This is a genomic window from Priestia sp. TRN 1309 (genome assembly GCF_050846875.1).
GTDB lineage: Bacteria > Bacillota > Bacilli > Bacillales > Bacillaceae_H > Priestia > Priestia zanthoxyli.
Window position 1 is genome coordinate 595,749 of record NZ_JBOZGM010000001.1, and the last position, 26,091, is coordinate 621,839.

Sequence of the window (26,091 nt, forward strand, 5' to 3'; positions counted from 1 at the left end):
AATTAAAAAACTTCGTCTAAAAAGCAGACAGCTGCTTTTTAGATGAAGAGCTTAATTACTGCTGCGCAAAGATTTAGATAAGATGCGCGCAATTGCTTTGCTGTGCTCAACCTGCGTTTTTTTGGACTCTTTTCGTTCAAGAGCTACTTTTTGAAGGCTTTTTTCTTCTTCAGTTTGAGCAATAACTTGAGGAACGGGAGCAGGCTTCCCATTTTCTAATGCGACGAAGGTAAGAAAAGAAGTAGCAGCAATACGTTTAATGCCCGTTAACAAATTTTCGGCAATGACTTTAACAAAAATAATCATGGAACTTTTTCCTGTGACAACAACGAATGCCTCATATGAAATAAAATCTTCTTCTGTGACGGGCTCGATAAAGTCAACATGATCAATGGAAGCTGTAACACACGACTTTCTGGAATGTTTAGCTGCTGAAAGAGAAGCCGTCATGTCCATGTCAGCGACAATTTTGCCGCCAAAAAGGGTGTGGTGATTGTTTAGGTCATTTGGAAAAATATGCTGTGATTTGACTACTCGTGAGACGCTGCAAAGTACTGCTTTTTCACTCATTGAAAACACTCCTTCAAACTGTTTATATGGTTTAATGTATGTTGACTACTTGTTCTTATGTATACAAGTTATAGAAAGCCCTTTCGTAAAAAGCTCTTCAAAAGCTTCTATATGGTAAAATAGAACAAATATGAAAGAGAGGATGAGAGCATGAACTTAACGCAATTTTCTAGAAGAAAATATACGGATTCCCCTACACCTTTAGAAAAGCTATCGGTTTTATCGCAGCAGTTAAACGGACCTTCAATTTATATGAAGCGCGATGATATGCTTGGACTGACAGGGGGCGGAAATAAGACGCGTAAGCTTGAATATCTAGTAGCTGATGCAAAAGCACAAGGGGCAGACGTGCTTGTAACGTGCGGTGCGATACAATCCAATCACTGTCGTTTGACGCTTGCTGCTGCCGTAAAAGAGCAAATGAAATGCGTGCTCGTATTAGAAGAAGGGGAAAATAAAGCAAGTGATCAGCCGACGGGAAACTATTTTCTTTATCATTTATTAGGCGCTCATGACATGCGGTTTGTCGCTGAAGGTTCGGATTTGACAGCGGAAATGGAAAAAGTAGCGCGCGAGCTAAGTGAAAAAGGTCATAAGCCGTACCTAATCCCCGTAGGAGGTTCAAATGTTATCGGTGCAACAGGCTATGCTGCCTGCGCACAGGAGCTGCTTATGCAAAGCTATGAGCAACAAATAAAGCTTAGCCACGTAGTTTGCACAAGCGGAAGCGGAGGCATGCACGCAGGGCTAGTGGCAGGCTTTCAAGGCCTTCAAAGCGGGGTGTCTGTTATTGGAATGAATGTGAGTCGTGCTAAAGAAGAGCAAGAGATGAAAGTTGCCAAGCTGACGAGTGAACTTTATGATCATTTACATAGCAAAACGCCTTTTAAAAAAGAAGATATTGTTTGTATGGATGAATATGTCGGTCCAGGCTATGCTGTTCCAACAGAAGAGATGGTGGAAGCAGTCAAACTTGTGGCCGGTACGGAAGGAATTTTATTGGATCCTGTGTATACGGGAAAAGCGATGGCCGGCCTGATTGATTTAATTCGAAAAGGTTATTTTAAAAAAGATGAGAATGTGGTGTTCATTCACTCGGGGGGTTCACCAGCTCTTTATGCATATACATCGGTTTTTTCATAAAAAAGCAAGGGAGTCGACTCCCTTGCCTTTTTAGTTTATATAGGAATAGTAAGTGAAAACGTCACTCCGGCGTCTGTGTTTTCAGCCGTAATGGCTGCATCGTGCATCGTAACAATACGCTTTACGATACTTAGGCCAATACCGAATTCACCGTTTGCTCCTTTTTTAAACGGTTCAAACAAGTGTTGAAGCACGCTTTGATCAATCGGCGGACCATCGTTGCTGATGGTACATTGAACGTTCGTTTGGTGTTTAGCAAGTGAAAGTGAAACCTTCGTATCAGCATAGCGCAGCTGATTGTCGAGTACATTTTCAAGGACTTTTGTCCACAGCTCTTTGTCTCCTTTAATCGTTGCATTTACGTCGTCAAATTCCCACTGTATTTCAGGGCGCCTCCACCGCAAGCGATCCACTACTTCATGAAGAAGTGCAGTAAAATCAAAGTCGTCTTGTGCAAGCTGGTGAGTGGACATATAGTCAAGCTTGGTCAAGTAAAGCAAATCGCGGATTTTTTTCTCAAGATTTTTGGATTCATCTTCAATGACTTTTACCGTTTGGGATAAATCACCTTTTGGATAAATGCCGTCTTGAATCGACTGAGCGTAGCTTTGAATAACCATTACCGGTGTTTTTAAATCATGTGAAATATTTTGAAGCAGCGTTTGCTGTGCTTCATCTTTAGATACGAGCCTTTTGCGCATTTGCTCGATGGACGCGCCTAGCTTGCCGATTTCATCGGAACGGTTGACTGTAACAGGTTCATGCCAATTTTGTTCAGCGATTTTTTTTACATCTTTTTCAAGCGATACAAGCGGCTTGCTTAAGTATCTTGATAGCCAAATAGATGGAAGCCAGCTGAATAGAAATACAATTGAAATGACAAGAAGCAGCTGTTTAAAAAGAGTAGAAGTGAGCGCGTTGCGATACGTATCCCACGAAAATGAAAGTAAAAAAGCAGGCTGTCCGTTTACGCTTACTTTTCGAATCACATAAAAAAGCGTCCGGTTGCCGAGATCTTTTTCATAGCGAGCGACGATTTTCCGCTGACTGATTGCATCTTCCTGTGCTTTTCTCAAAAAGTCTTGAGGCAACACCCGTGATGAAAAATAAGAGATATCCGCATGTTCAGGCAATAAAATATGATCCACGGTTCGATTGCCAAGCGTTGGTTCACTGTCTTCATTGCTAAAGTAGTATTCACCTGAGCGGCTTGGCAGGCCGTATTCTTTTAAAATATGCTGTTCATTTTCAATAGTGGTATAAATTTCATTCGTGAAGAACTGCCTGAGCGTCGTTGGGAATAAAATAGCGAGCAAAATTGAAATGAGCAGTAAAATACCCGAGATGACGAGCCAAATTTGAAATGCAAGCGACTTGTTTTTCATGCTTTCATCATCCGGTATCCGTATCCGTAAATCGTTTCAATTCGTGCTTGCGGCATTTTTTTACGCACGCGCCTCACTAAATCATCCACCACTCGGTCTGTGCCGAAATAATCTTCTCCCCAAATGAGATTCAACAGCTGCTCCCTTGAAAAAGCCTGTCCAAGGTCTTTTGAGATAGTGACAAGAAAATCAAATTCTTTAGACGTCAAATCAATCGGCTTTCCATTTTCACTGACTGTACGCGTATGTAAATCGATTTCATAAGGAGTCAGCGTAATGGTATCGGTTTTCTTTTGATTGGAACCATATACGAGGTTTAGCAGTTTGTTTGCTCGAATAACTAGTTCACGAGGCAAAAAAGGCTTTGATAAATAGTCGTCGCTGCCCATTTCAAGTCCAAGAACCCGGTCAATATCGGCATCGCGTGCTGAAATGAAAATAACAGGCACATGTGGCGTTTGCTGCTTGATTTCGCGAATGAGCTGATACCCGTCAATATCAGGCAGCATAATATCTAAAATCCACAGGTGCGGAGGAGTTGCAATCATTTCTTTTGCGTCCGTGCCGTTAAAAAATGAGCGAACGTCCCAGCCTTCTTTTTGAAGGTAAAGGGTTAAAACTTCGTTTAAATTTTGTTCATCCTCTACTAAATATAGTGTAAAGCTCAAATTTGACACCTTCCTCTGAATATATGAAAATTAAGGTAAATAAAGCATATTGCGCCATCTATGCGCGTTTTTTTAAAGGTTTATGTACCCGCTATTATACTACGTGTTTGCTGTTATAAAGAAATTTTTCACAATTTCACACATTGTTTTGATACTTATCCCAAACTTTTATTTTATAGTATAGATAACATAAAATTTGCTACGTTAAAAGGAGTGTTTTTCATGGATCCACGTGATTATGAAAGAGAGCAAGAACGAAAAGAAGAATATGAAAACCGCCAGCAGCGCTACGATCAGTATCAGCCTGCGTCATCATCACAGCCTCCAAGAAGACGCTTATTTCCAGTGATCGCATCTTCCATCGCGGGAGCAGTGCTAGGGGGAGGAATTGTGCTATACGGCGCTCCGCAGCTAGGGTTAATGGATTCAGCGGATACGCAAACAGCGAATCAAACAACGCAGACTCAAACGGCAACAACAACGAGCACAACGCCTCGAACAGTAAGCACAACCGTGAATCAGTCAGATCTTGTTTCAGTTGTAAATAAAGTATCAGCTGCTGTTGTAGGCGTGAACAATATTCAACAGCAAACAAATCCATTTTCTGGAGATACCCAAACGCAAGAAGCAGGAACGGGTTCCGGTGTTATTTTCAAAAAAGAAAATGGAAAAGCCTACGTTGTGACTAATAACCACGTTATTGACGGCGCAAGCGAAGTAGAAGTGTCACTTTCAAACGGACAAAAAGAAAAAGCTAAAATTGTCGGAGCTGACGCGCTAACGGATTTAGCGGTGCTTGAAATGTCCGACAAAAATGTTGAACAAGTGGCGAAGTTCGGAAAATCATCAGATTTAGTGGCGGGTGAAACGGTTCTTGCAATCGGAAACCCTCTTGGTGAACAATTTTCTCGTACGGTCACACAAGGTATCGTGAGCGCAGCAAAACGCTCTGTCCCTATTTCAGAGAATTGGAACGTAGATGCAATTCAAACGGATGCGGCGATTAATCCAGGAAACAGCGGCGGTGCCTTGATCAATTCTTCCGGTGAAGTAGTTGGTATCAACAGTATGAAAATTTCAGAAGACAATGTAGAAGGAATCGGCTTTGCTCTTCCAAGTGATGAAGTGCAGCCAACAATTGAACAGCTGATGAAAAACGGAAAAATAACGCGTCCATATATGGGGGTAGGTCTTCAAGATGTAGGTCAGCTTTCAGCTGCAACAAAACAAGATCAGCTAGGCCTAACAAGCGATACGTCTGAAGGAGTTGTCGTAACGACGGTTGAACCATTCTCTTCTGCTTCTGATGCTGGTTTACAATCAAAAGACGTGATTGTTGCCATCGATGGAAATGAAGTCAAAACATCCAGTGATTTACGTCAATATCTATACACAAAACGCAAAGTAGGAGACACGGTAAAATTAGACGTGTACCGAAATGGAAAAAAACAAACTATTTCTCTGAAGCTTTCAGAGCAGCAGGATAACAATGGATGAGTTCAGCACCGTTAAAGCTGCTGCTAGCAGTATTAACAGCGTTCGGATTTTTAACAGGCTGCGGAGGGAAGCATTCAAACACGATGTTTCCTTCTGTAGAAATTAGTCAGCTATCTTCTGCTAAAGAAGTGGCAGCGTATGAAGGAGGAAAGGTGACAGGAGCTGAATTCAATCGTTTTTTAGCAGTTGAAGGGTTCTTAAATCCCGATGCTCCGCTAAATGATACAAGCTACCGCAAAGAGTTGTTGCGGCAGCTTGTCATGCAAAAAATCTTAATTTCGCATCTAAAGACAAGTGACACGGTACAGAAAAAAGTCGAGGATATGTGGAAACAAATCAAACGTTCATATGACGAAGATACAAGAAAACAAGGCTATGAAGTCTTGCACATTCGTTCTAGCGATGTAACTAAACAGCTAATAAATCAGTTTAAATTAGAAGAATATTTCCGTAAACAAATTGCGTCTGATGAACTAGACGCTTACTATACACGTATTGAGAATGATGTAACGCGCGTATCTTTTTCGCAGCTAACTTTTACAACTTTACATGATGCCGAGACCGTTGCGGCTGAGCTGCAAAAAGGAACATCGCTTCAAGACGTTCAAAAAAAATATGCTGATGTCCAGACCGTCAGCAAAATAGAGAATGATGATAATCTAAAGCTTTCGAATCTATCTCCCTCTTTTATAGATGTTTTAAAAAAACAGCACATCGGAGAGTGTAGTAAGCCCATTAAAATGGGTAAAGTCTATTATATTCTTATTTTAAAACAAAAAGATAAAAAAACGGAATCAGAAGTCAAAGAAGAAATGATGAAAGAACTTGTTTTGAATCATATCAACCGGTATATCCAGGATCAACTGCCAAGGTTTCACGTGACTTTCAACCTTAGGTAGTTCCCTTTTATATAGATTGATTGTTTTCAAAAAACAAGCAGGTAAAAGAGCTTTCTATTAATAGAGAGCTCTTTTACATTTTTAAGTAGACAGAAATGTCGGTACCTGATAGAATGAAGTTGTAAAACTTTCATTATTCGGAAAATTTATACCCTCCAGCTTTGGAGGGTTATTTTTTATGCTTTTGGACGAATAAAAGAGGCTAGGACAGAAGTAGTTTAGTGGAAAGAAGATCCGAACGATGAATCGTTCGGATCTTTTCGTTAGTACGGTGAACGTATGTTTCAATCACTTTTCATCTTTTAAATGACTCAATAATGCAGAAGACATCTCCACGTGAGAAAGGGCGATGTGTGAAATCGTTTTGGCATAAGGTGTAATTTCGTTAATAAATTGCTCGAGTACGTGCAGGTGAGGAAGCTGAAGCTTTGTAATGAAGCAAGCCTGTCCGGCGATGCGTTCACAGAATAAAGCATAGGGATACTGAGAAATAAATCGTTTAAAACGCTCGTGCTCTCCGTTTTTCATGGTTACTTCAATAAAACACGAGACGGGCAACTGCAGCTTTTCATAATCAATATCGATTGTATATCCTTTTATAATACCAAAGCTCTCTAGCTGTCTTACTCGCTCTGCCACTGAAGGAGGAGACAGGTTAATTTGTTTTCCTAGCTCTCTTAAGGAAAGACGGCTGTTTTGCTGCAGTGCCTGCAAAATCGATAAATCAATTTCATCAATTTTCAATTGGAAACCTTCTTTCATATTAATGTTTCATTTGATTAGTAATAGCAGATAATATGTTTTATTTGTTATCTGAAATCTCCATTTTTCTTACTATAATAATTAAAAAGGAGTGAGTAAAAAATGGCAAGAGTTTTGTTAACAAACGAAGAGGGAACAAATTTTGAAAAAGCACTGAATTTAATTCCAGATGTAAAAAGGTTGTATGATGAGCTATACGACAAGCTTTGGAACAGTGATATAGTAAAAAGAGAGACTAAGGAAAAAATCAGGCTTTATCTAGCAGGTGTTAACGGCTGTGAGACGTGTATGAGCATGTCATATGTAGGCGATAAGACGCTTAATCAAAAAGTGTTAAGAGAAAAAGAGCTGGAAGAAAAAGATCGACTGCTGTTTCGATTTATAGATGTATACCGAGTGCGTCCAAGGGATTTGACGGATGCTGATATGGATCAATTAAAGAAATTTTACAGTGATACGCAGCTATTAGAGCTTTTGGCCGTTATTAATTTGTTTGATCAATTTCACAAACTGATTGTCAGTTTAGATTTATATGATTTTTGCAGTTTGCAGCGCAAGTGATGTCTTCCCTAAAAATATCTTGACAGACAAAATCCACAGGAGTAAGATAGCTTTCGTGAAGTGAAACGTATCATGAATCGAATCGATTATTCTAAAAAATAGATCATAGACATTTGAATAAAAATCGCTTAATCCATTACGGAGCGGAGGACCCATTATTTACGCACATATTGTGCTCCGGGGTGAATCCTTAAAAAGGTAGGGTTACTCTTAAAACCCGAACCCGACAGCTAACTTCGCAAGCGTTTTGAGGGGGAAGAGTGTGAAAAAACACAGGAGCCTTCCTGTGTTTTTTTGCGCTTTTTTTAAGAAAAACATGTAATTTTTTAGAAAAAGTATAAGCTAAGAGAACACACAGCAGTTGAAGAAAGGAATAAATACATTATGAAAAAACAGTTTGCTGTATTGGGATTAGGTCGTTTTGGAGGCAGTTTGGTTGAAGAGTTTGCTAATTTGGATGTGGATGTGCTCGCTATTGACCGCAATCAGGAGGTAGTAAAGAAATATAGCAACTCAGCTACATATGTCGTGCAAGCGAACGCAATTGATGAAGCTAGCTTAAAAGGGCTAGGCATTCGTAACGTTGATCATGCTCTTATTTCGTTTGGAGACGATATTGAAGCAAGCGTGCTTGCAACGATGCTTTTAAAAGATATGGGCGTTAAGCAAGTATGGGTAAAAGCGGTGAATATGTATCATCAAAAAGTGCTGGAGAAAATAGGAGCGGACAAAGTCATTCATCCTGAGCGCGATATTGCGAAGCGGATTGCTCATCACGTGGTGTCAGAAAAAATTATTGACTATATTGAACTGTCTAAAGACTATAGTATTGTTGAAATTGTCGCTTCTAAGAAACTTCATAATAAAACGCTGTTTGATTTAAATATTCGTGCAAAGTACGGCTGTAATATCATCGGTTTTCAGCGAAAAGACGGGGAAATGGTGATTTCGCCTACGGCGCATGAAACAATTGAACAAGGAGATATGCTGATTGTTATCGGACATAATCGCGATTTAAACCGTTTTGAAGAAGAAGGAGTTTAACTTATGAAAAAAAAAATTGTTAGGCTTACGCCGCCGCAGCTGCTTGTCTCCATTTTTGGCGGAGGAATTATTATTGGTGCTCTTTTATTAATGATGCCTTTTTCTACTACTGAGCCAATCAGGTGGGTAGACGCCCTTTTTACATCTACTTCCGCTATGACAGTGACCGGCTTAGCCGTCGTAGATACAGGTACGCGTTTTACCGTCATCGGTCAAACGATTATTATGCTGTTAATTCAAATAGGCGGTCTTGGCATTATGTCATTTGCCGTGCTGATTTTTATGATGCTAGGTAAAAAAATTGGATTTAAAGAGCGTATGCTCGTTCAGCAGGCATTAAATCAAACGAGCGTCGGCGGAGTTGTCCTGCTAGTTAAAAGGCTGTTTATCTTTTCATTTTTAATTGAGTTTGTTGCACTTATCTTTTTAGCGATACGCTGGGTTCCGGAATTCGGATGGTCTAAGGGGCTATTCTTTAGCTTGTTTCATTCAATTTCAGCTTTTAATAACGCAGGGTTCGGACTATTATCTGACAGCTTAGTTCAGTATGTAGGAGATCCTATTATTAACATAACGATTTCCTTTTTGTTTATTATTGGTGGGTTAGGATTTACCGTTCTTGCTGATATGTGGGTAAAAAAATCGTATAAAAAACTAACGCTGCATTCAAAAATTATGATTATCAGCACGTTTGCCATTAACGTGATTGCCATGCTTTTTATTTTTTTCTTAGAGTACGGCAATTCACATACACTTGGAAGTTTGTCATTAGGAGACAAAGTGTGGGCGTCTTATTTTCAAGCGGTAACAACACGCACAGCAGGTTTTAATAGTATCGATATAGGAAGTCTACATGATTCCACTATATTTTTAATGGTTATGTTAATGTTCATAGGTGCAGGAAGTGCGTCAACAGGAGGAGGTATTAAACTAACAACGTTTGTGGTGATTGTCTTTTCTGTATGGGCATTTTTACGAAGCAGGGAAGATATTGTGCTGTTAAAGAGACGGCTTCTTCCTCTTCATGTGTTTAAGGCACTAGCCATTACGATGATTTCGATTATGTTTGTGTTTGGGGCCATTTTTCTATTAAATATCTCAGAAAACCTGCCGTTTATAAAAATTATGTTTGAAGTGGTTTCTGCGTTTGGAACAGTGGGGTTATCGATGGGAGCAACTCCTGAGCTTTCATACTTTGGACGCGTGATTATTATCTTTATCATGTTTTTAGGAAAAGTGGGGCCATTAACCCTTGCGTTTTCATTATCTAAGCAAAAGCGTGAAGCCGTTCGCTATCCAAACGAAGATATAATGCTAGGATAGAAAAATCGCCTTCGATGAGGCGATTTTTTTATATTATTTATACGTTCAAGACATATAAGAGGTTACGCACAAAACAGTTGCGATGAATAAAAAGAAGGCAAAAACAAGAACAATGGGCAATTTGGAATGTCGGCGCATTAAAGCCCCTCCTTTTTTATAGTAAAAAAATCTCTTACTATATATAACGAAAGAAACAAAAATATGATTCACTTTTTTTGGCGAAATTTGAAGGTTTTTCTCATTGGAAAAATCCGCACCCCTGTCCTAAACATTTTGCCAAGCTGTTGCATACACTAAAAGCAGATAACAGGAAGTGAGGGATGGTACGTGGGAAAACAAAATTTTGCGTTAATCGTTGTGTTATTTGTTTTACTTGTTATTGTAGGTGCGTCTGGCTTTCGCTTTTAAACGTTAACTTTATTTGCGCATAGCCCCCGTCAAAAAGGGCATACTAGGCGGAAGTAAAAACCAAAAATTTCTTCAATATTGCCGAACAATGAGTTCCTCTACTCATTCATCTAATCGGTATGTAGCCATGCGAAAGCATGGTTTTTTTTGAAATAGGAGAGGATGAATGATGTTCATCCTCTCTAGAAATTAGTAGTAGCAAGAACACCCTACGATTACTAATAGGATAAATAAAACAACGATAAATGAAAAACCAAAACCGCCTTTTGCGCCCATATGTGTAACCTCCTTTAATAAAAGTCTCTATATCCTATGTACTAATTGGGTTAAGTGATTGAGAAATTTGCCTATTTTTTAATGGTAACGTTTTTTGTGAAGAATGAAGAACACTTACTTTTTTCATTTGCGCAGAAATCCTTTATGATAAAGAGGAAAAGGAGGGCAAACAGGTGGGAATACATGCACAATACGTCATGAATCAGCTAGAAGAGGGAAAGTGGAAAGAGATCAAGCGCGAAATTCAACAAGAAATGAAGAAAAAACCTCAAGCATCTGATTTGTACTGTTACTTAGCCGTTTGTTTAGCAAAGCAAATTGAAGAATCAATTATCTTTGAAAAAATGGTATTGAACTTAGAAATGGACCGGGCTCTTCATCAGGCATTAACATTAAATCCATCTTCAAGTTTGGCGCACTTCGTTCGAGGAATAAAATATCGGGAAACTCCGCTCATGTTTGGAGGGAATTACGAAAAATCGCTGTTTTATTTGCAGAAGGCGCAAGATCTTGGTTTTGAAGGGATTATGCTGCCGCTCGAACTCGCCAAAACCTATATTCAATTAAAAGAAATGGAAAAAGCGAAAGAACAAATCGCCTATGCTCGGGAAATCAATCCTACGCACGCGGACATTAAAAAAGTCGAAAACATGCTCCAAACAGGACGATGAATCTAAAGTCCTGTTTTATTTTTGATTTTCAGAAAACGTATGCTGATTTTCATAAAGGATTGCTTTTTATATAACAATAAGAATATTTATAAAAAATTTAAGAAGTGCATGTAAGTCGAACGACTTCTTAACTGCTAGATTTTCTACATTATTAGAGCGTTCAGTCTACATAGTTCCAAAAATAGTAAGAAACTATCAGCCTATGGATAAATTGTTAGAAAATATAGATAATTGTAAATGAATAGAGAGAAAAGTTAAACATGCGATTAACTAAAAAAGCAAAGGTATGATTTACTTTGCTTTTTATTTATACGCATATGTAAAAAATATCATAATAAACCAATTTATTCTTTATGAAATCCATCGTCTCAGGCGATGTGAAATAATGTATTTGAAGGAGGAGACCCAGATGAAGGTTATGAAGATGTTGGCTATTACGTTATTTAGTTTATGTTTAATTGTCACACCAGCTGCTGCTGAAGTTCCGGGTGTCGACCATTCAATGAAACGGGGTGCTACACAAGGAATTGTAGCGGCATCTCACCCGCTGGCTGCTGAAGCGGGGAGGAAAGTGTTAGCTGAAGGCGGAAACGCTGTAGATGCGGCAGCGGCCATTCAACTATCTCTAAACGTTGTGGAACCGATGATGTCTGGTATCGGCGGAGGCGGTTTTATGATGATTTATGAAAAAAAGAAAGATAAAATTACGATGCTAGACAGCCGTGAAATGGCACCGGCTGATGTCACGCCTAAGCTGTTTTTAGATTCAAAAGGAAAAGTCATTCCTTTCAGTAAACGTCACATAACAGGAAAAGCAGTTGGAGTTCCTGGCACGTTAAAAGGAGTAGAAACAGCCCTTGAAGATTATGGAACCATGGACTTATCAGATGTTATTAAACCTGCTATTACTCAAGCGGAACAAGGAATTAAAGTGAATTGGTCGATGGCTCAGTATATCGATGAAAATGCGGACAAGCTTGAAAGATACCAAACGGCCGGTAATGTATTTGTACCGAATGGCAAGCCGTTAAAAGAAGGAGATAAGCTTGTTCAGCCTGATCTTGCGAAAACATTAAAGCTTATTCAAAAAGAAGGGTCAGACGCTCTTTATAAAGGAGAAATTGGAAAAGCGCTTGTTAAAGAAGTTCAAAAACGCGATGGAAGCATGACCATGGATGATTTAAAAAATTATGTTGTAAAAGAACGCGAGCCGGTCAAAACAACTTACCGAGGCTACGATGTGGTTAGTGCGGCTCCTCCTAGCTCCGGCGGATTAACCGTGCAGCAAATTTTAAAGCTAATGGAAGGTTATGATGTAGAAAAAATGGGTTCCAATACGCCACAGTATTTGCAGCATTTAACGGAAGCGATGCACTTAGCTTTTGCGGACCGAGCGGCGTATATGGCAGATGAAGACTTTTACGAAGTGCCGAAAAAAGGCCTGTTAGATGAAGATTATATTAAAGAACGTCGTAAATTAATTAATCCAAATAAAGCAACGCCTAATGTTAAAGAAGGAGACCCTTGGAAATATGAAGGAAAAGAAAATCCAAATAAAGCAACGATAACGGAAGAAAATCCAATCGGCCAAACGACTCATTTCTCTGTTGTAGACAAATGGGGAAACATGGTTTCTTACACGACTACCATTGAACAAGTTTTTGGTTCAGGAATTATGGTTCCTGACTACGGATTTATGCTCAACAATGAAATGACGGATTTTGATGCCACTCCGGGAGGCGTGAACCAGGTTGAGCCTAAAAAACGTCCTCGAAGCAGCATGTCTCCAACGATGCTGTTAAAAGACGGAAAGCCGTTCATGGCAATTGGTTCACCGGGAGGCCCAACCATTATTGCGTCTGTAGCAGAAACGATTATGAATGTTATTGACCATAAGATGCCGATTCAAAAAGCGATTTTAACGCCTCGTATTTATTCAGGCGGCTATCCAACCGTAAGATGGGAACCTGGTTTTAGCCAAGATACACTCCTTGAAATGATGGCTAAAGGACATGCGTTTGAAGAAAAGCCAGAGCATATTGGAAATGTCCAAGCGGTTATCTATGACTATGAAACGGGGAAAATGTACGGAGGTGCTGATAATACGCGCCAAGGCACGGTATTAGGAGTAGACGCAATTAAATATGTATCCAAACAGCCAAAACCAATTAAAGAAGAGAAAAAAGGAGAGTTTACGGTCGAAGTCAACCGTGCCGTGTATCCATTTACTGATAAGCAAGTAAAACTGATTGATGGAAAGCCTTACGTTCAGTCCGACCGCCTGCTGCTAGGATTAGGCGTCATTGATTCGAGTGATTTAAAGCTGTATAAGCCAAATCACCACTCCTATTTATCGGTTATCAAAGTAGCCAAATCACTTGGCTACAAAGTGAAATGGGATGAAGAAAAGAAAGTAGTCTCATTAGAAAAAGATCCTGGTGAAAACGATACCGGCGATGATGAAGACGGAGACGTTATTACAAATTAAATGGGATAAAAGTAGCTTAGTTGAAGGAAGATCCGAACGCGTTTGATTCTTGATAGAGAATCTAAAGCGTTCGGATTTTTTATTGCGATGGTAAACGTAGGTTTCATTTATATATTGGCTCACTCCTTTTTAAGAAAGCAAATAAAATTGGCGATTTTAAACCAAACGACAAAAAAATTTGCGTAGTTTGCCAAAAAGTTGTAGAAATCGACAGTTTTTTTGGCATGTGTAAGAAAAACTGTGATAAAAAGACTGATAGAATGCTACAAACAAAGTTGGCATCATTTTTGCATAAGAAATAGATGAGGGGCTGTATCAATGAAAAAATACATAGTTAAATAAACGCCTATGTTTACTTCACACAGACTAACATGCAACGGAGGTATAGAAAATGAAAAAAGAAATTTCAATTATCGGTGTACCAATGGATTACGGGCAAACAAGAAGGGGCGTAGACATGGGGCCGAGCGCAATCCGCTATGCGGGCATGAATACACGCTTAGAAGCTCTTGGCTATACCGTACATGATGAAGGCGATATTAAAGTAGAGATTAAAGAACGGGCAGACGTGGATAAAAATACGAATTTGAAAAACTTAGCGGCTGTAGCCAGCGGAAATGAACAGCTTGCTGCAAGAGTTGAAGAAGTGAAAGAGCAAGACCGCTTTCCGTTAATATTAGGCGGAGATCACAGTATTGCAATTGGAACGCTTGCAGGAGTCGCGAAAGGTTCAGAAAATTTAGGCGTTATTTGGTATGATGCTCATGGTGATTTAAACACCGCTGAAACATCTCCATCGGGCAACATTCACGGCATGCCGTTAGCGGTGAGCCTGGGTATAGGACATCCTGTACTTTTAAATATTGGAGGGTATACACCAAAAATTAAACCTGAAAATCTAGTTATTATCGGTGCACGCTCGTTGGATGATGGTGAAAAAGAGTTAATTAAAGAAAAAGGAATTAAAGTGTATACCATGCATGAAATTGATCGTTTAGGTATGACGCAAGTGATGAAAGAAACGATTGATTATTTAAGCGGTACAGACGGTGTGCACCTGTCGCTGGACTTGGACGGCTTAGATCCAGATGATGCACCAGGCGTAGGTACACCTGTAAAAGGCGGCATCAGCTACCGAGAAAGTCATTTAGCAATGGAAATGTTAGCGGAAGCAGACATGGTGACATCTGCTGAATTTGTAGAAGTGAACCCCATTTTAGATCAGCATAACAAAACTGCAGAAGTAGCGGTTGCGTTAATGAGTTCATTGTTTGGCGATAAGCTTTTATAAGAAAAAGCTACTTACAGGTATCGTGTGGAGAAAATCTTTTATGATCCAAGAAACGGTCATACAGGACTAAGCGGCTGCCATCCTCGCTACGGGGGTGGCGCCATTTGAAAATCATCCGGCATCAATTGACTTCAGTCAGGAAGAGCTGCGTAATAAGCGGCTATAAAAACAAAATAAACCTAAAAAAATGAAAGCGATTTCATTTTTGTGCAGCAAAGGGAGGAAATGGGATGAATATTCCACAGGGACAGCCAGGAGAATTAAAAAGAACGATGAAAACAAGGCATCTTTTTATGATATCACTAGGGGGATGTATTGGTACCGGTTTTTTCCTTGGGTCAGGTTATACCATCAATGAAGCAGGTCCGATGGGAGCAATGATTTCCTACTTAGTAGGAGGGATCATTATGTATCTAACGATGCTGTGTCTTGGAGAATTATCCGTTGCTATGCCAGTTGCAGGATCGTTTCAAACGTACTCCACTAAATTTATAGGCCCTGCAACCGGTTTTGCGATTGGATGGCTGTACTGGCTAGGATGGGCAGTAACGGTTGCACTTGAGTTTTTAGCTGCCGGACAGTTAATGCAAAGATGGTTCCCAGGCTCGCCTGTTTGGTTATGGTGCGCCATTTTTGGAGCGTTAATTTTTTCACTAAATGCACTTTCAGCTAAAGCATTTGGTGAAACAGAATTTTGGTTTTCAAGCGTTAAAATTTTCGCCATCATTATGTTTATTGTTGTAGGCGGAGCCGCAATGTTTGGATTCATTGATATGAAAAGCGGACAGGAAGCACCGCTTTTATCAAACTTCTTTGCCGAAGGGCTGTTTCCAAATGGAGTAACGGCTTTGCTGATTACAATGATTACGGTGAACTTTTCGTTTCAAGGAACAGAATTGATTGGAATTGCGGCGGGAGAAAGTGAAAATCCGGAAAAAACAATTCCAAAAGCGATCAAGCAAACGGTTTGGCGTACGCTTTTCTTTTTCGTCTTATCCGTGTTTGTCTTAGCAAGTATGATTCCTCGTGAAAAAGCAGGCGTTGTAGAAAGCCCGTTTGTTGTTGTGTTAGACAGTGTAGGTGTACCTTACGCGGCGGATATTATGAACTTTATCATTTTAACAGCTCTTCTTTCAGTCGCAAACTCTGGGTTTTACGCGGCTACACGTATGCTTTATTCTCTTTCAAGAGAAGGAATGGCAAGTCCTGCGCTTGGAAAAGTCAACAAAAGAGGTGTACCGTTTAATGCACTATTAATTACGCTTGTGATTTCATGTTTTTCGCTGCTTTCAAGCGTAGTGGCAGCTAAAACCGTTTTCGTATGGCTGATTTCACTCGCTGGACTTGGCGCTCAAATTGGCTGGATTGCGATTACAGCTTCACTGCTTGCGTTCCGTCGTGCTTACGTGGCTAAAGGTGGAAAAGTAGAAGATCTGAAATTTAGAACACCTCTTTATCCGGTTCTGCCTATCGTAGCGCTTATTACGAACTGTATTGTTATGATCAGTCTTGCGTTTGATCCTGAGCAGCGAATGGCGCTATACTGCGGAGGTATCTTCTTTATAGGCTGCTATGTTTATTATTATTTGAAAATTCGAAAACAAAATCAGTCAAAACAGGAGCAAGAAGTTCAGCTTGCGGAAAATAAACGAATGATTATTTAACATAAAAACCCGGAAAATCATGATTTTCCGGGTTTTTTATGTACTTGTCTTTAGCTATCTGGTGTTGTCTCTTCATTTTTACGGCGACGAAGTCTCCATAGCGTGATAAGGGCAAGCAGTGTAAGAACGATACCGCTGCCGAGCAGGATATGACTCACTGTTTTATCCTGCTTTTTTTGGCCTTGTTCAAAATATTTCTTGTACATCGCCACCGCAGCTTTATTTTGCTTGTATTTTTTCGGAACGCTCATTTCTTTTCCTAGTTTCCAGCCGTCTTTATAAGCTTTTTGCTGTAAAGATTTCACATCTTTATTCGAATAAAAACCTGCTTTGTACCATTTTTCTAGTTGAGGCTTGTCCTGAAGACTTTTAGGCGCTCTATAGGTCTGATAAGTGAAAGCTGAGTCGTATCCATCTGCTTTTACGTTTTTTTGTTTTTGTTTCTGTCCTTTTTCATATCCTTGTTCAAAGGCTGTTTGCAATTCGCCCTCTGCTTCTGCAGGTACTTCGAGTGGAAGGTCGTGATAGCCTTGTACGTAGCCTTGCTTTTCAAACTGCTTTTTTTGCTGATTCAGTACTTCGGCTTGAGCGGTTTCAAAGCCTTCTGTAAAAGCCTGACGTGTGACATCCTCATCATCATACATGCTGGGAACACTCATCGAATCATTTTCAAGACCTTGTTCATAGCCTTCTTTTTTTGCTTTAACAGATAGGTCCATTAAAGAAATAGCTTTTTTGTAGCCTTGAACATAACCTTTATTCCAGTCGGATGACTTAGAAGGGAAAGGGTCGATTTCCGATTGAATAGTAGCATGTTTGTAATCAAGGACGCCTTGCTGATAGCCTTCCTCTTCGCCGGCAGCCATTTCATTTTCTTGTTCAGTCTTGAGTTCTTCCTCTTTTTGCTGCTGTCCTTTTTTATATCCTACCGTATACCCCATCATAAACCACGTGAATTCTTCAGAAGATTTGTCCAGTCCTGTTGTTTGATCGAACTGCTCGAATTTTTTCTGTGCGTATCCATCTTCTTCTCCGAGCGAATAGCCTTCTTGATAGAGAGAGTCAAAAATAGCTTTTACATCTTCAGTTGTATCCACGTCCGTTGACTGGTCCAAAACATCGGAAGAGGAATCCGGGGAATCAGGAGTAGCATAAGAAGAGATGGGGTCACTTGCAAGAATAAGTAAGCAAGCTGTACTAATAACGGCTAATTTTTTTTTCATCATTTCTTCACCTTTTAGTTCAAAGTTAATATTTATTTTGTAGTTTAAGCGTACAGCTTTCCATGAAGAAAGGCGTGTAAAAGTTTCTCCAATTATGAAAATTATAACATTTAAATGGAAAGGAGAATAGGTGGTAAAAAGGAGAAATATGTGTTTTTTACGGAGTTTTATTTTTGCTGCTGTTTTGCTTTTTTTACTTTAAATGAGCGGTAAAATACTTCAACTACAAAACAGAACAAAAGGAAAAAAAGGACAAATAATTCAGCAAACTCCATAACACGAAACGGACTGTAGGCATTTTGCAAGGCCATGGAAAAACTAAATCCTTGCATCATATCCACACCGATAGAAAATCCCATTAAGCATCCTAACAGCAAAGCTGATATCCAAACGATTTTCATATGTCTCACTCTCCGTTTTTATTTTTTTCTTAAAAACATTCTACTGATAGTTTTTGTTATTTTTTTGGTCTTACGCTTTGATTGTTCTATTAAAAATTGCATACAAAGCATTTATTTGGAAAAAGCTAAAAAAAAGAAAAGAAAGGTGTTTTTAATCGTGCCTTCTTTATTTAAAAATAAAAAAAGCAAAGACAATAAAAAGGAAACAGAAGGTTCGCTACCAGAGGAACAAGAACTGCTGATGCAGTCGCTTGAAGGTAATATAGCTAACATAAAAAAGCGAACGGGGAACAGCTCGGATATGGTGATCCGCTATATAAAAATTGGGGAAAGGGCAGCCATTCAAGCCGCTGTTATCTATATAGACGGAATTGTAGACAATCAGTCTATCCAAGAGCTTTTAGTAGACACCATGATGAAAGATGGCGTGTTTTCTGAACCAATAACACCTCAAAATGCTTTTACGTTATTAAAAGAAGATGTAGTAGGAATTGGAGACATTGCGATTTTACATACGTGGAGTGAAGTGTTTCCCGCCTTGATGTCAGGAGACACGCTTATCTTGATAGATGGAAACAACCATGCGATGAGTGCAGGTACGAAAGGCGGGGAGTGGCGTTCCATTCAAGAACCGACTACACAGCTTGTCGTTCGGGGTTCTAAGGAAGGGTTCACGGAATCGATTGCTAAAAACATGCCCATGGTCAGGCGAATTATCAAATCGCCTGACTTATGGGTAGAAACGATGAAGATTGGGAAAGTAACGCAGACAGACGTTTCAATGATGTACATTAATGGGATTGCCAATGACAAAATCGTAAAAGAAGTAAAGAAGCGTCTTAACCAAATTAATATCGATAGCATTTTAGAATCAGGCTATGTAGAGCAGCTTATTGAAGACCAAACGTACACTACTTTTCCTACAATGTATCACACGGAGCGTCCCGATATTGTTGCAGGAAATCTCTTAGAAGGGCGTATTGCGATTTTTGTAGACGGAACGCCATTCGTGCTGATTGCACCTGCTGTCTTCATTCAGTTTTTTCAGTCTCCTGAAGATTATTATTCACGCTTTGATATTGCCACGTCGATTCGTTTTTTACGCATTCTTATTTTTTTTATTTCACTGATTGCACCGGCTACGTATGTAGCGATCACAACTTTTCATCAAGAAATGGTTCCGACGAAGCTGCTCATCGCCATTGCTGCACAGCGGGAAGATGTTCCGTTTCCTTCCTTGGTTGAAGCGCTCATTATGGAAGTCACATTTGAAATTTTGCGAGAAGCTGGTATTCGACTTCCAAGGGCGATCGGTTCTGCAGTTTCAATTGTAGGAGCGCTCGTGATTGGGCAAGCATCGGTTCAAGCAGGGATTGTATCTCCAGCGATGGTTATTGTTGTAGCGATGACGGCGATTGCAAGCTTTGCGACGCCTTCATTTGCCATTGCGATTTCTGCTCGGCTCATTCGCTTTGTTTTTATGATTGCAGCGGCTACTTTCGGGTTTTATGGCATTATCCTGTGCTTTTTAATGATGATTGTTCATCTCTGCAGTCTTCGTTCATTCGGTGTTCCATACATGACGCCTCTTGCTCCATTTATTCCGAGCAATTCAGGTGATACCATTGTTCGCATGCCGTGGTGGACGCTTAGACAAAGACCAAGGCTCATCAGTAGTGGAAATATGGTGAGAGAAGGAGACAACCAGCGCCCAATGCCTCCTAAAAGCCGGGGAATGGCAAACACTACGGTGAAAGAAGGCGATCAAAGTGATGCGTAAAGGGCTTTTATGTACAGTTATGGCATTTTCGATTTGCATCCTTTCAAGCTGCTGGAGCAGTAAGGAATTAACCGATTTAGCGATTGTCGCAGCGATGGGAATTGATAAAACAAAAGATGGTCAGTATCAAATCACGCTGCAAATTATTAATCCAGGTAACGTAGCCGGCGGTCTTCAAGGCGGCGGGGGTGGTACCCAAAGTCCGTCTGTTTCCGTATACGGAGCAAAAGGCGCAAACTTAGTGGAAGCAAGCAGAAGAGCATCGAGCACGGTATCAAGAAGACTGTACTACGCTCATACAAACTTAATTGTTATCGGAGAAAGCCTAGCGAGAACGGAGGGCATTGATGTCATTATTGATGGCATTGACCGAGATCCGGAATTTCGAATTACATCTGATATGGTCATTGCAAACGGCGTAAAAGCCTCCAGTTTTGTAAAATCTCTTACGCCAATTGATAAAATTCCAGCTAATAAAGTCCTTAAAACGCTGGAGCTCACCGAACAAAAGTGGGGAGAACATATGAAAGTATCGGCTCAAGAAGTTATGAAAAACCTTGAATCCCCGGGAAGTCAAGCGCTGATGTCAGGGTTTGGAATAAGAGGTAGCGCTCAAAAAGCCCAAACGCTGCAAAATCTTCAGCAAACTGCTCCTGAATCGACTCTTCGTGCAGAAGGACTCGGCATGTTTAAAGATGGGAAGCTGATTACATTTTTATATGGAAAAAAAGCGCGAGGCGTGATGTGGCTGCGGGATAAAGTGCAGGGAACAGATGTGAATATTTCATGGAAAGATAAAAAGAAAGCTATTGCTTATCAAGTCGTCCGTCAGCGAACAAACGTGAGTGCAAATATGGTAAACGGCAAACCAAAGATGATTGTACGAACTAGAGTAGAAGGAGATATTGGTGAAATGGAAGTACCTGTAGATATTAAAAATCCATTTGTGATTCTTGATATTGAAAAAAAAATAGAAGCAGCGATTGAAAACGAAATAAAAGAAGCGTTTGCTTTTGTTCAAAAAAAACAGACGGACGTTGTGGGATTTGGAGAAGTCGTGCACGAAAATTATCCGAGGCAGTGGAAAAGGCTTCAGCATGAGTGGAGCGATGTGTATTTTCCTGAAGTGGAGATGGATGTGAAAGTAGAAGCGTATGTAAGACGAGCAGGTTTGCGAAACAAGTCGTTTATGTCTGATGCGGTAAAACAACGCCAGTAAACAGGAGGGAGCAATGAGTGGAAAAAGTGAAAATTAGCTCTGTGCAGTTTTTTATTTTAATCGTCCTTTTTGAACATGGAAGCGCATTGCTCATTCCGCTTGCAATGGATGCAAAACAAGACGCCTGGCTTGCTATTTTACTCGGTATGTTTGGGAGCTTATTGCTTTACCTCATTTACTACCGGCTGTATAGGTACTATCCTAACATGCTGCCGACAGAATACATGCAAAAGCTGCTAGGGAAAGTCTTGGGATCTGCACTTGCTTTTTTATATTTGCTTCATTTTTCATATGCTGCCGCTCGCGTACTTCGTGATTTTGGAGAAATGCTGCTGACATTTGGCTACCCCGACAGTCCTTTGTTTGTCGTGAACGCGATGTTGATGCTGTTGATTATTTATACCGTGCACAAAGGACTTGAAGTAGTGGCTCGGGCAGGAGAGCTCATGTTTATTTTGATGTATATCTTGGCTGTAGCAGGATTTGTGCTTATTTTTGTTTCAGGATTAATTGATTTTACTTCTTTAAAACCAATACTTGGAGATGGGATTTGGCCGGTTTTAAAAACAGTCGCCACTCAGACTCTGTATATTCCGTATGGAGAAGCTGTTGTGTTTACGATGATTTTTCCATATGTAAAAGATCCTAAAAAAGTAAAGCTTGTAGGCCTTTGCGGTATTGTACTAAGCGGCATTAACTTAGCAATCACCATGGCGATTAACGTGAGTGTATTAGGGATAGGGTTGACTAACAGGTCGGTCTTTCCGCTTTTAAGTACGGTAGAGAGCATTAGAGTAGCTGATTTTTTAGAGCGGCTAGACGTGTTTTTTATGATTGCGTTAGTCATTGGAGGGTTTGTTAAAATCAGCGTCTTTTTTTACGCGGTAATTGTGGGGCTTTCCACGCTGTTTAAGGTAAAACGACCTTCTGCGCTGACATATCCTGTTGGCACGGTGATTTTATTTTTTTCTCTGACGATTGCAAGTAATTTTCAAGAGCATTTAAAAGAAGGCTTAACGATTATGCCGGTGCTACTTTTTATCCCTTTTCACGTAGTGATTCCGCTTACGCTGCTCTGTATAGCCTTTATTAAACATCGCATAAAAAAAACAAAAGCGCTGCAGCCATCCTAATGGCTGCAGCGCATTCGTCTGCGATCCTCTACTGCAAGTGCAGCTGTTCCCGCTCTTTTTTTACTTGTTCTAGCTGTGAAATCGTAACAAGCTGATATCCTTGTGCGTGAAGCTGCTTCATAATTTCAACTGCTGCTTCGGCACTTGTTTGGTAAATATCATGCATTAAAATAACTTTTCCGTCTCCCACTTGGCTCATAACTGCTTGAACGGAGTGAGGAACGTTTCGATATTTCCAGTCTTCAGGATCGATATCCCATAGAGTCACGCCAACATTTCCAACATAACGTCTTACATTTGCGTTCACAGCTCCATAAGGAGGACGTATATGCATTGGTTCATAGCCGCTCACTTGTTTAATAAGCGCTTGGGTATCGCCTATTTGGTGTTTGACCTGCGCTTCATTTAGACGTGTGAGCTGAGGGTGATCCCAAGAGTGATTTCCGACTTCGTTGCCTTCCTTCACCATACGTTCGATTGCTTCAGGATAATATTGAACGCGGCTTCCTAACACAAAAAAGGTAGCGTGTCCGTTCACTTCTTTTAATCCATCTAAAATCACATTGGTAGATGCAGGGTTAGGTCCATCATCAAAGGTCATCGCAACGACTTTTTTAGTTGGATCAATAGGCGCTCCTTGCTGCGGTATTTCGTTAACGATATGTTTTGGAGGCGTTTCTTTGACTTTATTTTTATTTGCTGCTTCGTCTTTGTAAGCATCACTCAGCATGTCTTTAAATAAATCTTTTTGGATAGCGATTGTTTTGGTTTTCGTTTGTTCAGCACCTAGCTGGTAAGGCTTAAAGTAGATCACAATACTGTTTTCAAGCAGCGCAAACTGACTGAAATTTTGATTGGCTGCCTGAGTTCCTTTTTGAAGGCCCGGGTCAAAATCAACTTTTTTCATTTGTTTTTTTAATTCAGCATATGAAATAGCCGAAAGGCGATCTAAATAGTTTGCATTCTCGTTAAATAAATCTTTTAACGTCATTTGTTTTTGAGCAGGCAGGTCAAATGTAAAGGTTTTGAGAGAAGACGTTCCTTTCTCTCCATTTATAGATTCATATTCATCAAAGACAACGCTTAGCGTTTGCTTGCTGTAATGGACGATTTTATATGTAATCGTTAATTCAGATTTTTTCTTTTTTGACTGCTTCTTCAGCTTTTTTTCATAGTGTGCCACTTGATCTGTTACGTAAGCTTGAATGGATTGATCAATTTCTTTTTTACCAAAGGAAGGGTAGCTAATGGCATAGCCTCCGTCGGTAAGGTCCTTAACTAGCGTTTGAATTTCAACGTCTGGATAGGTTTGATCTGTTTGAATACTTGCCGTTTTTTTCTCTGTACTGTTTGCTTTGACGATATACCCTGCTGTACCAAGAAACAAAATACAGCATCCAAGCAGTGTCAAAATACGTTTGTAGCCCATGGTTTTCATGTAGTAATATTCCCCTTTTTGTATATATCTACCTAATAGACGCATGAGACCATCATTTAGTTTTACTTTTTTTTAAAAAAACCAAACTATTTTTCTACTCATTCCGTCTACCTTATAGATGTACTTCAGCAAGAGAAAATAGAAGGGGTATGAAAGACAATGAAAAAACACGATGCACATCAGATGCTCGTAGCATGCATAACCGAGCATAAAGCAGATTTTTACCGGCTTGCCTTTAGCTATGTAAAAAATCAAGAAGATGCGCTTGATATTGTGCAAGAATCGATTAAAAAAGCACTCATTTCAATAGACAGTATCAAAGATATTCAATCGATTAAAAGCTGGCTTTATAAAATTGTTGTACGAACGGCAATCGATTTCCTGCGTAAGCATAAACGTTTAACGCTTATGGGCGATGAAGAGCTTGAGTATCTGAGCAGCGGACGTGAAGATCAGTATGAAGATATTGATTTAAAACAAGCAATGGATCAGCTGCCGGTTAAATATAAGACCATTATTATTCTGCGGTTTTTCGAAGATTTAAAAATGGACGAAATTGCGGAAATCATTGAGGAAAATGTAAATACAGTAAAGACAAGGCTATACAGAGCGTTGAACCTGTTGCGGATTACGATGACGGAGGAGGACTTAGAACAATGAATGAAAAAATAGAAAAGTTAAAGAAGCAGTATCATGACATTCCTATTCCAGACGAATTAGATGGTGTTGTTGCACAGGCACTTTCTTCACACCCTCGTAAAAAGAAATTCTATATTTGGCCGAGCTCGATTGCGGCAGCAGCGATGATTTTTATCACAACGGTGAATGTAAGTCCAGATGCGGCAAATGCAATGGCAAAAATTCCTGTACTGGGAAAAGTAGTAGAAGTAATTACATTTGAGGAACTGAAACAAGAAGAAAAGCATTCTCGTATTGACGTGAAAACACCATCGATTTCAGGCTTGGAAAACAAAGGTCTTCAAACAAGCTTAAATGAAAAGTATATAAAAGAAAATGAACAGCTGTATGAACAGTTTAAAAAAGAGATGAAAACATTACGAAAAGAAGAGAAAGGAAACGTGGCTGTCAGCAGCGGCTATGATATTATGACGGATACCGATGATTTGCTTGTGGTTCATCGATATGTGGAAGAATCGAGAGCTTCAACGTCGAGCGTTAATCAGTACGACACGATTGATAAAAAACACGAAGTGCTCATTACGCTTCCAAGTTTGTTCAAAGATAAAAGCTATATAAAGGTCATTAGTGAAAATATTAAACAGCAAATGAAAGATCAAATGAAGCATGAAGAAGGCAAAATCTACTGGCTGACTGAAGAAGATATGGATCCTTTTAAAGAGATTGCTGAAAATCAAAGCTTCTACATTACAAAAGATCACAAGCTTAGAATTGTATTTGATAAATACAAAGTCGCTCCAGGATATATGGGAAACATTGAGTTTGAAATTCCAACAGACGTTATTTCAAACCTTCTAGTTGGTAAACGGTATATTCATTAAAAACCAGGCGTGAACACTGAACGTTCACGTCTGGTTTTTTACATAAAGAAACGTTTAAATTTATTTTTATGCAAAATAAGTTGAAATATATAAGCAATCATGTATAATATTCTGTATATATTTTCATTTTTTTATTTATAAAGTCTTAGGGACAAATGATGTGAACGGTTGCATTTCTAGAGAGGAAGTGAAGAGGTGAAACGCACGTTAAATCAAGATACGATTAAAGATGCCATGCTGTTTAATCAGCTTGTGATGCAAGTAAGCAAAGCTCTTTGGAAGTCTACTGAAAAGGATTGGGAACAGTGGGTTAAGCCGTACGATCTGAGCATTAATGAGCATCACATTTTAGGGATTGCTTATCAGCTGGAAATTGCGTCGATGACCGACATTTCAAAGCTAGGCGTCATGCATTTATCCACAGCTTTTAACTTTGCAAAAAAATTGCACCTGCGGGGCTATCTTACCCTTTCTAAAAATGAGAAAGATAAGCGGAATACATACGTGCAGCTCACAGAAGAAGGAAAAAAGATGTTTTTAAAAACGATCGAGGATTATAACCCTCTTGAAAATCCTTTGTTTCAAGGAGCGATGCCGCTGCGAGATGTTTACGGAGAGCTGCCTGACTTTGTTGAGCTGACCGCTCTGATTCGAAGTATATACGGAGATGATTTTGTCCAGTTTATTGAACGTTCTTCTCAAGAGCCCGCTAGCTTGAAAAAATAAA

The 26,091-nt window shown here is 39.7% G+C and carries 25 protein-coding genes and 1 riboswitch; of the genes, 17 read left to right on the top strand and 8 right to left on the bottom strand.

Translation table 11 applies throughout. From position 1 onward, the window contains the following. Positions 1-51 precede the first annotated feature (51 nt). The gene (locus ACRPLQ_RS03045; RefSeq protein ID WP_028415022.1) at positions 52-570 is read right to left on the bottom strand and encodes an acyl-CoA thioesterase; all 519 of its coding nucleotides are present in this window, start codon (positions 568-570) and stop codon (positions 52-54) included. A gap of 150 nt (positions 571-720) precedes the next feature. Between ACRPLQ_RS03045 and ACRPLQ_RS03050 the strand changes: the two genes are divergently transcribed. Next, positions 721-1,713, top strand: a complete 993-nt coding sequence (locus tag ACRPLQ_RS03050) for a D-cysteine desulfhydrase (protein WP_028415021.1) — start codon at positions 721-723, stop codon at positions 1,711-1,713. A 35-nt stretch (positions 1,714-1,748) separates the two neighbouring features. On the opposite strand, the gene ACRPLQ_RS03055 is transcribed toward ACRPLQ_RS03050, so the two are convergent. Both ACRPLQ_RS03055 and ACRPLQ_RS03060 read right to left on the bottom strand, forming a co-directional pair. Further along, positions 1,749-3,098 carry a sensor histidine kinase gene (locus ACRPLQ_RS03055; RefSeq protein WP_033579914.1) on the bottom strand — a complete coding sequence of 450 codons (1,350 nt, stop codon included), beginning with the start codon at positions 3,096-3,098 and terminating at the stop codon, positions 1,749-1,751. Beyond that, entirely contained in the window at positions 3,095-3,766 is a 672-nt protein-coding gene (locus tag ACRPLQ_RS03060) for a response regulator transcription factor (protein ID WP_028415019.1), read from the bottom strand. The genes ACRPLQ_RS03055 and ACRPLQ_RS03060 overlap by 4 nt, the downstream gene beginning before the upstream one ends. A 222-nt stretch (positions 3,767-3,988) precedes the next feature. On the opposite strand from ACRPLQ_RS03060, the gene ACRPLQ_RS03065 reads away from it, so the two are divergent. Beyond that, complete coding sequence (locus tag ACRPLQ_RS03065; protein WP_033579915.1) at positions 3,989-5,263, top strand: S1C family serine protease; 1,275 nt, start codon at positions 3,989-3,991, stop codon at positions 5,261-5,263. Beyond that, positions 5,260-6,162, top strand: coding sequence for a peptidyl-prolyl cis-trans isomerase (locus tag ACRPLQ_RS03070; RefSeq protein WP_432235661.1), 903 nt, complete (start codon positions 5,260-5,262; stop codon positions 6,160-6,162). Before ACRPLQ_RS03065 ends, ACRPLQ_RS03070 begins: the two co-directional genes overlap by 4 nt. A 288-nt stretch (positions 6,163-6,450) precedes the next feature. Here the strand turns inward: ACRPLQ_RS03070 and ACRPLQ_RS03075 are convergent, their stop codons facing one another. Next, complete coding sequence (locus tag ACRPLQ_RS03075; RefSeq protein WP_028415016.1) at positions 6,451-6,906, bottom strand: Lrp/AsnC family transcriptional regulator; 456 nt, start codon at positions 6,904-6,906, stop codon at positions 6,451-6,453. 120 nt (positions 6,907-7,026) lie between these two features. Between ACRPLQ_RS03075 and ACRPLQ_RS03080 the strand changes: the two genes are divergently transcribed. The 4 genes from ACRPLQ_RS03080 to ACRPLQ_RS03095 all read left to right on the top strand — a co-directional run bounded on the left by ACRPLQ_RS03080 (position 7,027) and on the right by ACRPLQ_RS03095 (position 10,260). Next, the gene (locus tag ACRPLQ_RS03080) at positions 7,027-7,485 is read left to right on the top strand and encodes a carboxymuconolactone decarboxylase family protein (protein WP_028415015.1); all 459 of its coding nucleotides are present in this window, start codon (positions 7,027-7,029) and stop codon (positions 7,483-7,485) included. Between the two features lie 115 nt (positions 7,486-7,600). Beyond that, a riboswitch (cyclic di-AMP (ydaO/yuaA leader) is annotated at positions 7,601-7,745 on the top strand. Positions 7,746-7,869: 124 nt separating this feature from the next. After that, positions 7,870-8,529 carry a potassium channel family protein gene (locus ACRPLQ_RS03085; protein WP_098999628.1) on the top strand — a complete coding sequence of 220 codons (660 nt, stop codon included), beginning with the start codon at positions 7,870-7,872 and terminating at the stop codon, positions 8,527-8,529. Between the two features lie 3 nt (positions 8,530-8,532). Beyond that, positions 8,533-9,852, top strand: coding sequence for a TrkH family potassium uptake protein (locus ACRPLQ_RS03090; RefSeq protein ID WP_098999629.1), 1,320 nt, complete (start codon positions 8,533-8,535; stop codon positions 9,850-9,852). Between the two features lie 327 nt (positions 9,853-10,179). Further along, a complete protein-coding gene (locus tag ACRPLQ_RS03095; RefSeq protein ID WP_016765202.1) occupies positions 10,180-10,260 on the top strand; it encodes a YjcZ family sporulation protein in 81 nt (26 codons plus the stop codon). A 189-nt stretch (positions 10,261-10,449) separates the two neighbouring features. Here the strand turns inward: ACRPLQ_RS03095 and ACRPLQ_RS03100 are convergent, their stop codons facing one another. After that, a complete protein-coding gene (locus ACRPLQ_RS03100; RefSeq protein ID WP_016765201.1) occupies positions 10,450-10,536 on the bottom strand; it encodes a YjcZ family sporulation protein in 87 nt (28 codons plus the stop codon). A gap of 173 nt (positions 10,537-10,709) precedes the next feature. Between ACRPLQ_RS03100 and ACRPLQ_RS03105 the strand changes: the two genes are divergently transcribed. From ACRPLQ_RS03105 to ACRPLQ_RS03120, 4 genes are all read left to right on the top strand, one after another. Further along, a complete protein-coding gene (locus ACRPLQ_RS03105) occupies positions 10,710-11,207 on the top strand; it encodes a tetratricopeptide repeat protein (RefSeq protein WP_028415012.1) in 498 nt (165 codons plus the stop codon). A gap of 409 nt (positions 11,208-11,616) precedes the next feature. After that, complete coding sequence (gene ggt, locus ACRPLQ_RS03110; RefSeq protein WP_432235662.1) at positions 11,617-13,695, top strand: gamma-glutamyltransferase; 2,079 nt, start codon at positions 11,617-11,619, stop codon at positions 13,693-13,695. A 391-nt stretch (positions 13,696-14,086) separates the two neighbouring features. Next, positions 14,087-14,986: an arginase gene (rocF, locus tag ACRPLQ_RS03115; RefSeq protein ID WP_034270538.1), complete on the top strand. Its 900-nt coding sequence runs from the start codon at positions 14,087-14,089 to the stop codon at positions 14,984-14,986. A gap of 230 nt (positions 14,987-15,216) precedes the next feature. Further along, positions 15,217-16,650 carry an amino acid permease gene (locus tag ACRPLQ_RS03120; protein ID WP_165636147.1) on the top strand — a complete coding sequence of 478 codons (1,434 nt, stop codon included), beginning with the start codon at positions 15,217-15,219 and terminating at the stop codon, positions 16,648-16,650. Positions 16,651-16,700: 50 nt separating this feature from the next. Here ACRPLQ_RS03120 and ACRPLQ_RS03125 read toward each other — a convergent pair whose 3' ends face one another. Together ACRPLQ_RS03125 and ACRPLQ_RS03130 are read right to left on the bottom strand one after the other, a co-directional pair. Continuing rightward, positions 16,701-17,873, bottom strand: coding sequence for a hypothetical protein (locus ACRPLQ_RS03125; protein WP_367076882.1), 1,173 nt, complete (start codon positions 17,871-17,873; stop codon positions 16,701-16,703). Between the two features lie 167 nt (positions 17,874-18,040). Continuing rightward, entirely contained in the window at positions 18,041-18,274 is a 234-nt protein-coding gene (locus ACRPLQ_RS03130) for a hypothetical protein (RefSeq protein WP_028415008.1), read from the bottom strand. A gap of 157 nt (positions 18,275-18,431) precedes the next feature. Between ACRPLQ_RS03130 and ACRPLQ_RS03135 the strand changes: the two genes are divergently transcribed. The 3 genes from ACRPLQ_RS03135 to ACRPLQ_RS03145 are packed head-to-tail and all read left to right on the top strand — an operon-like array spanning position 18,432 to position 22,406. Further along, positions 18,432-20,054, top strand: coding sequence for a spore germination protein (locus ACRPLQ_RS03135; protein ID WP_432235663.1), 1,623 nt, complete (start codon positions 18,432-18,434; stop codon positions 20,052-20,054). Continuing rightward, complete coding sequence (locus ACRPLQ_RS03140; protein WP_034270528.1) at positions 20,044-21,273, top strand: Ger(x)C family spore germination protein; 1,230 nt, start codon at positions 20,044-20,046, stop codon at positions 21,271-21,273. The genes ACRPLQ_RS03135 and ACRPLQ_RS03140 overlap by 11 nt, the downstream gene beginning before the upstream one ends. 17 nt (positions 21,274-21,290) lie before the next feature. Beyond that, positions 21,291-22,406: a GerAB/ArcD/ProY family transporter gene (locus ACRPLQ_RS03145; RefSeq protein ID WP_028415005.1), complete on the top strand. Its 1,116-nt coding sequence runs from the start codon at positions 21,291-21,293 to the stop codon at positions 22,404-22,406. Between the two features lie 28 nt (positions 22,407-22,434). Here the strand turns inward: ACRPLQ_RS03145 and ACRPLQ_RS03150 are convergent, their stop codons facing one another. Then, complete coding sequence (locus ACRPLQ_RS03150) at positions 22,435-23,844, bottom strand: polysaccharide deacetylase family protein (RefSeq protein ID WP_432235664.1); 1,410 nt, start codon at positions 23,842-23,844, stop codon at positions 22,435-22,437. Between the two features lie 159 nt (positions 23,845-24,003). Here ACRPLQ_RS03150 and ACRPLQ_RS03155 point away from each other — a divergent pair, with 159 nt between their 5' ends. The 3 genes from ACRPLQ_RS03155 to ACRPLQ_RS03165 all read left to right on the top strand — a co-directional run bounded on the left by ACRPLQ_RS03155 (position 24,004) and on the right by ACRPLQ_RS03165 (position 26,090). Continuing rightward, entirely contained in the window at positions 24,004-24,504 is a 501-nt protein-coding gene (locus tag ACRPLQ_RS03155) for an RNA polymerase sigma factor (protein WP_047749995.1), read from the top strand. After that, positions 24,501-25,364 carry an RsiV family protein gene (locus tag ACRPLQ_RS03160; protein ID WP_047749996.1) on the top strand — a complete coding sequence of 288 codons (864 nt, stop codon included), beginning with the start codon at positions 24,501-24,503 and terminating at the stop codon, positions 25,362-25,364. The genes ACRPLQ_RS03155 and ACRPLQ_RS03160 overlap by 4 nt, the downstream gene beginning before the upstream one ends. Positions 25,365-25,559: 195 nt before the next feature. Further along, positions 25,560-26,090 (top strand): HTH-type transcriptional regulator Hpr, encoded by a 531-nt coding sequence (locus tag ACRPLQ_RS03165; protein WP_028415001.1) that lies wholly within the window; start codon positions 25,560-25,562, stop codon positions 26,088-26,090. Position 26,091: the final 1 nt, after the last annotated feature.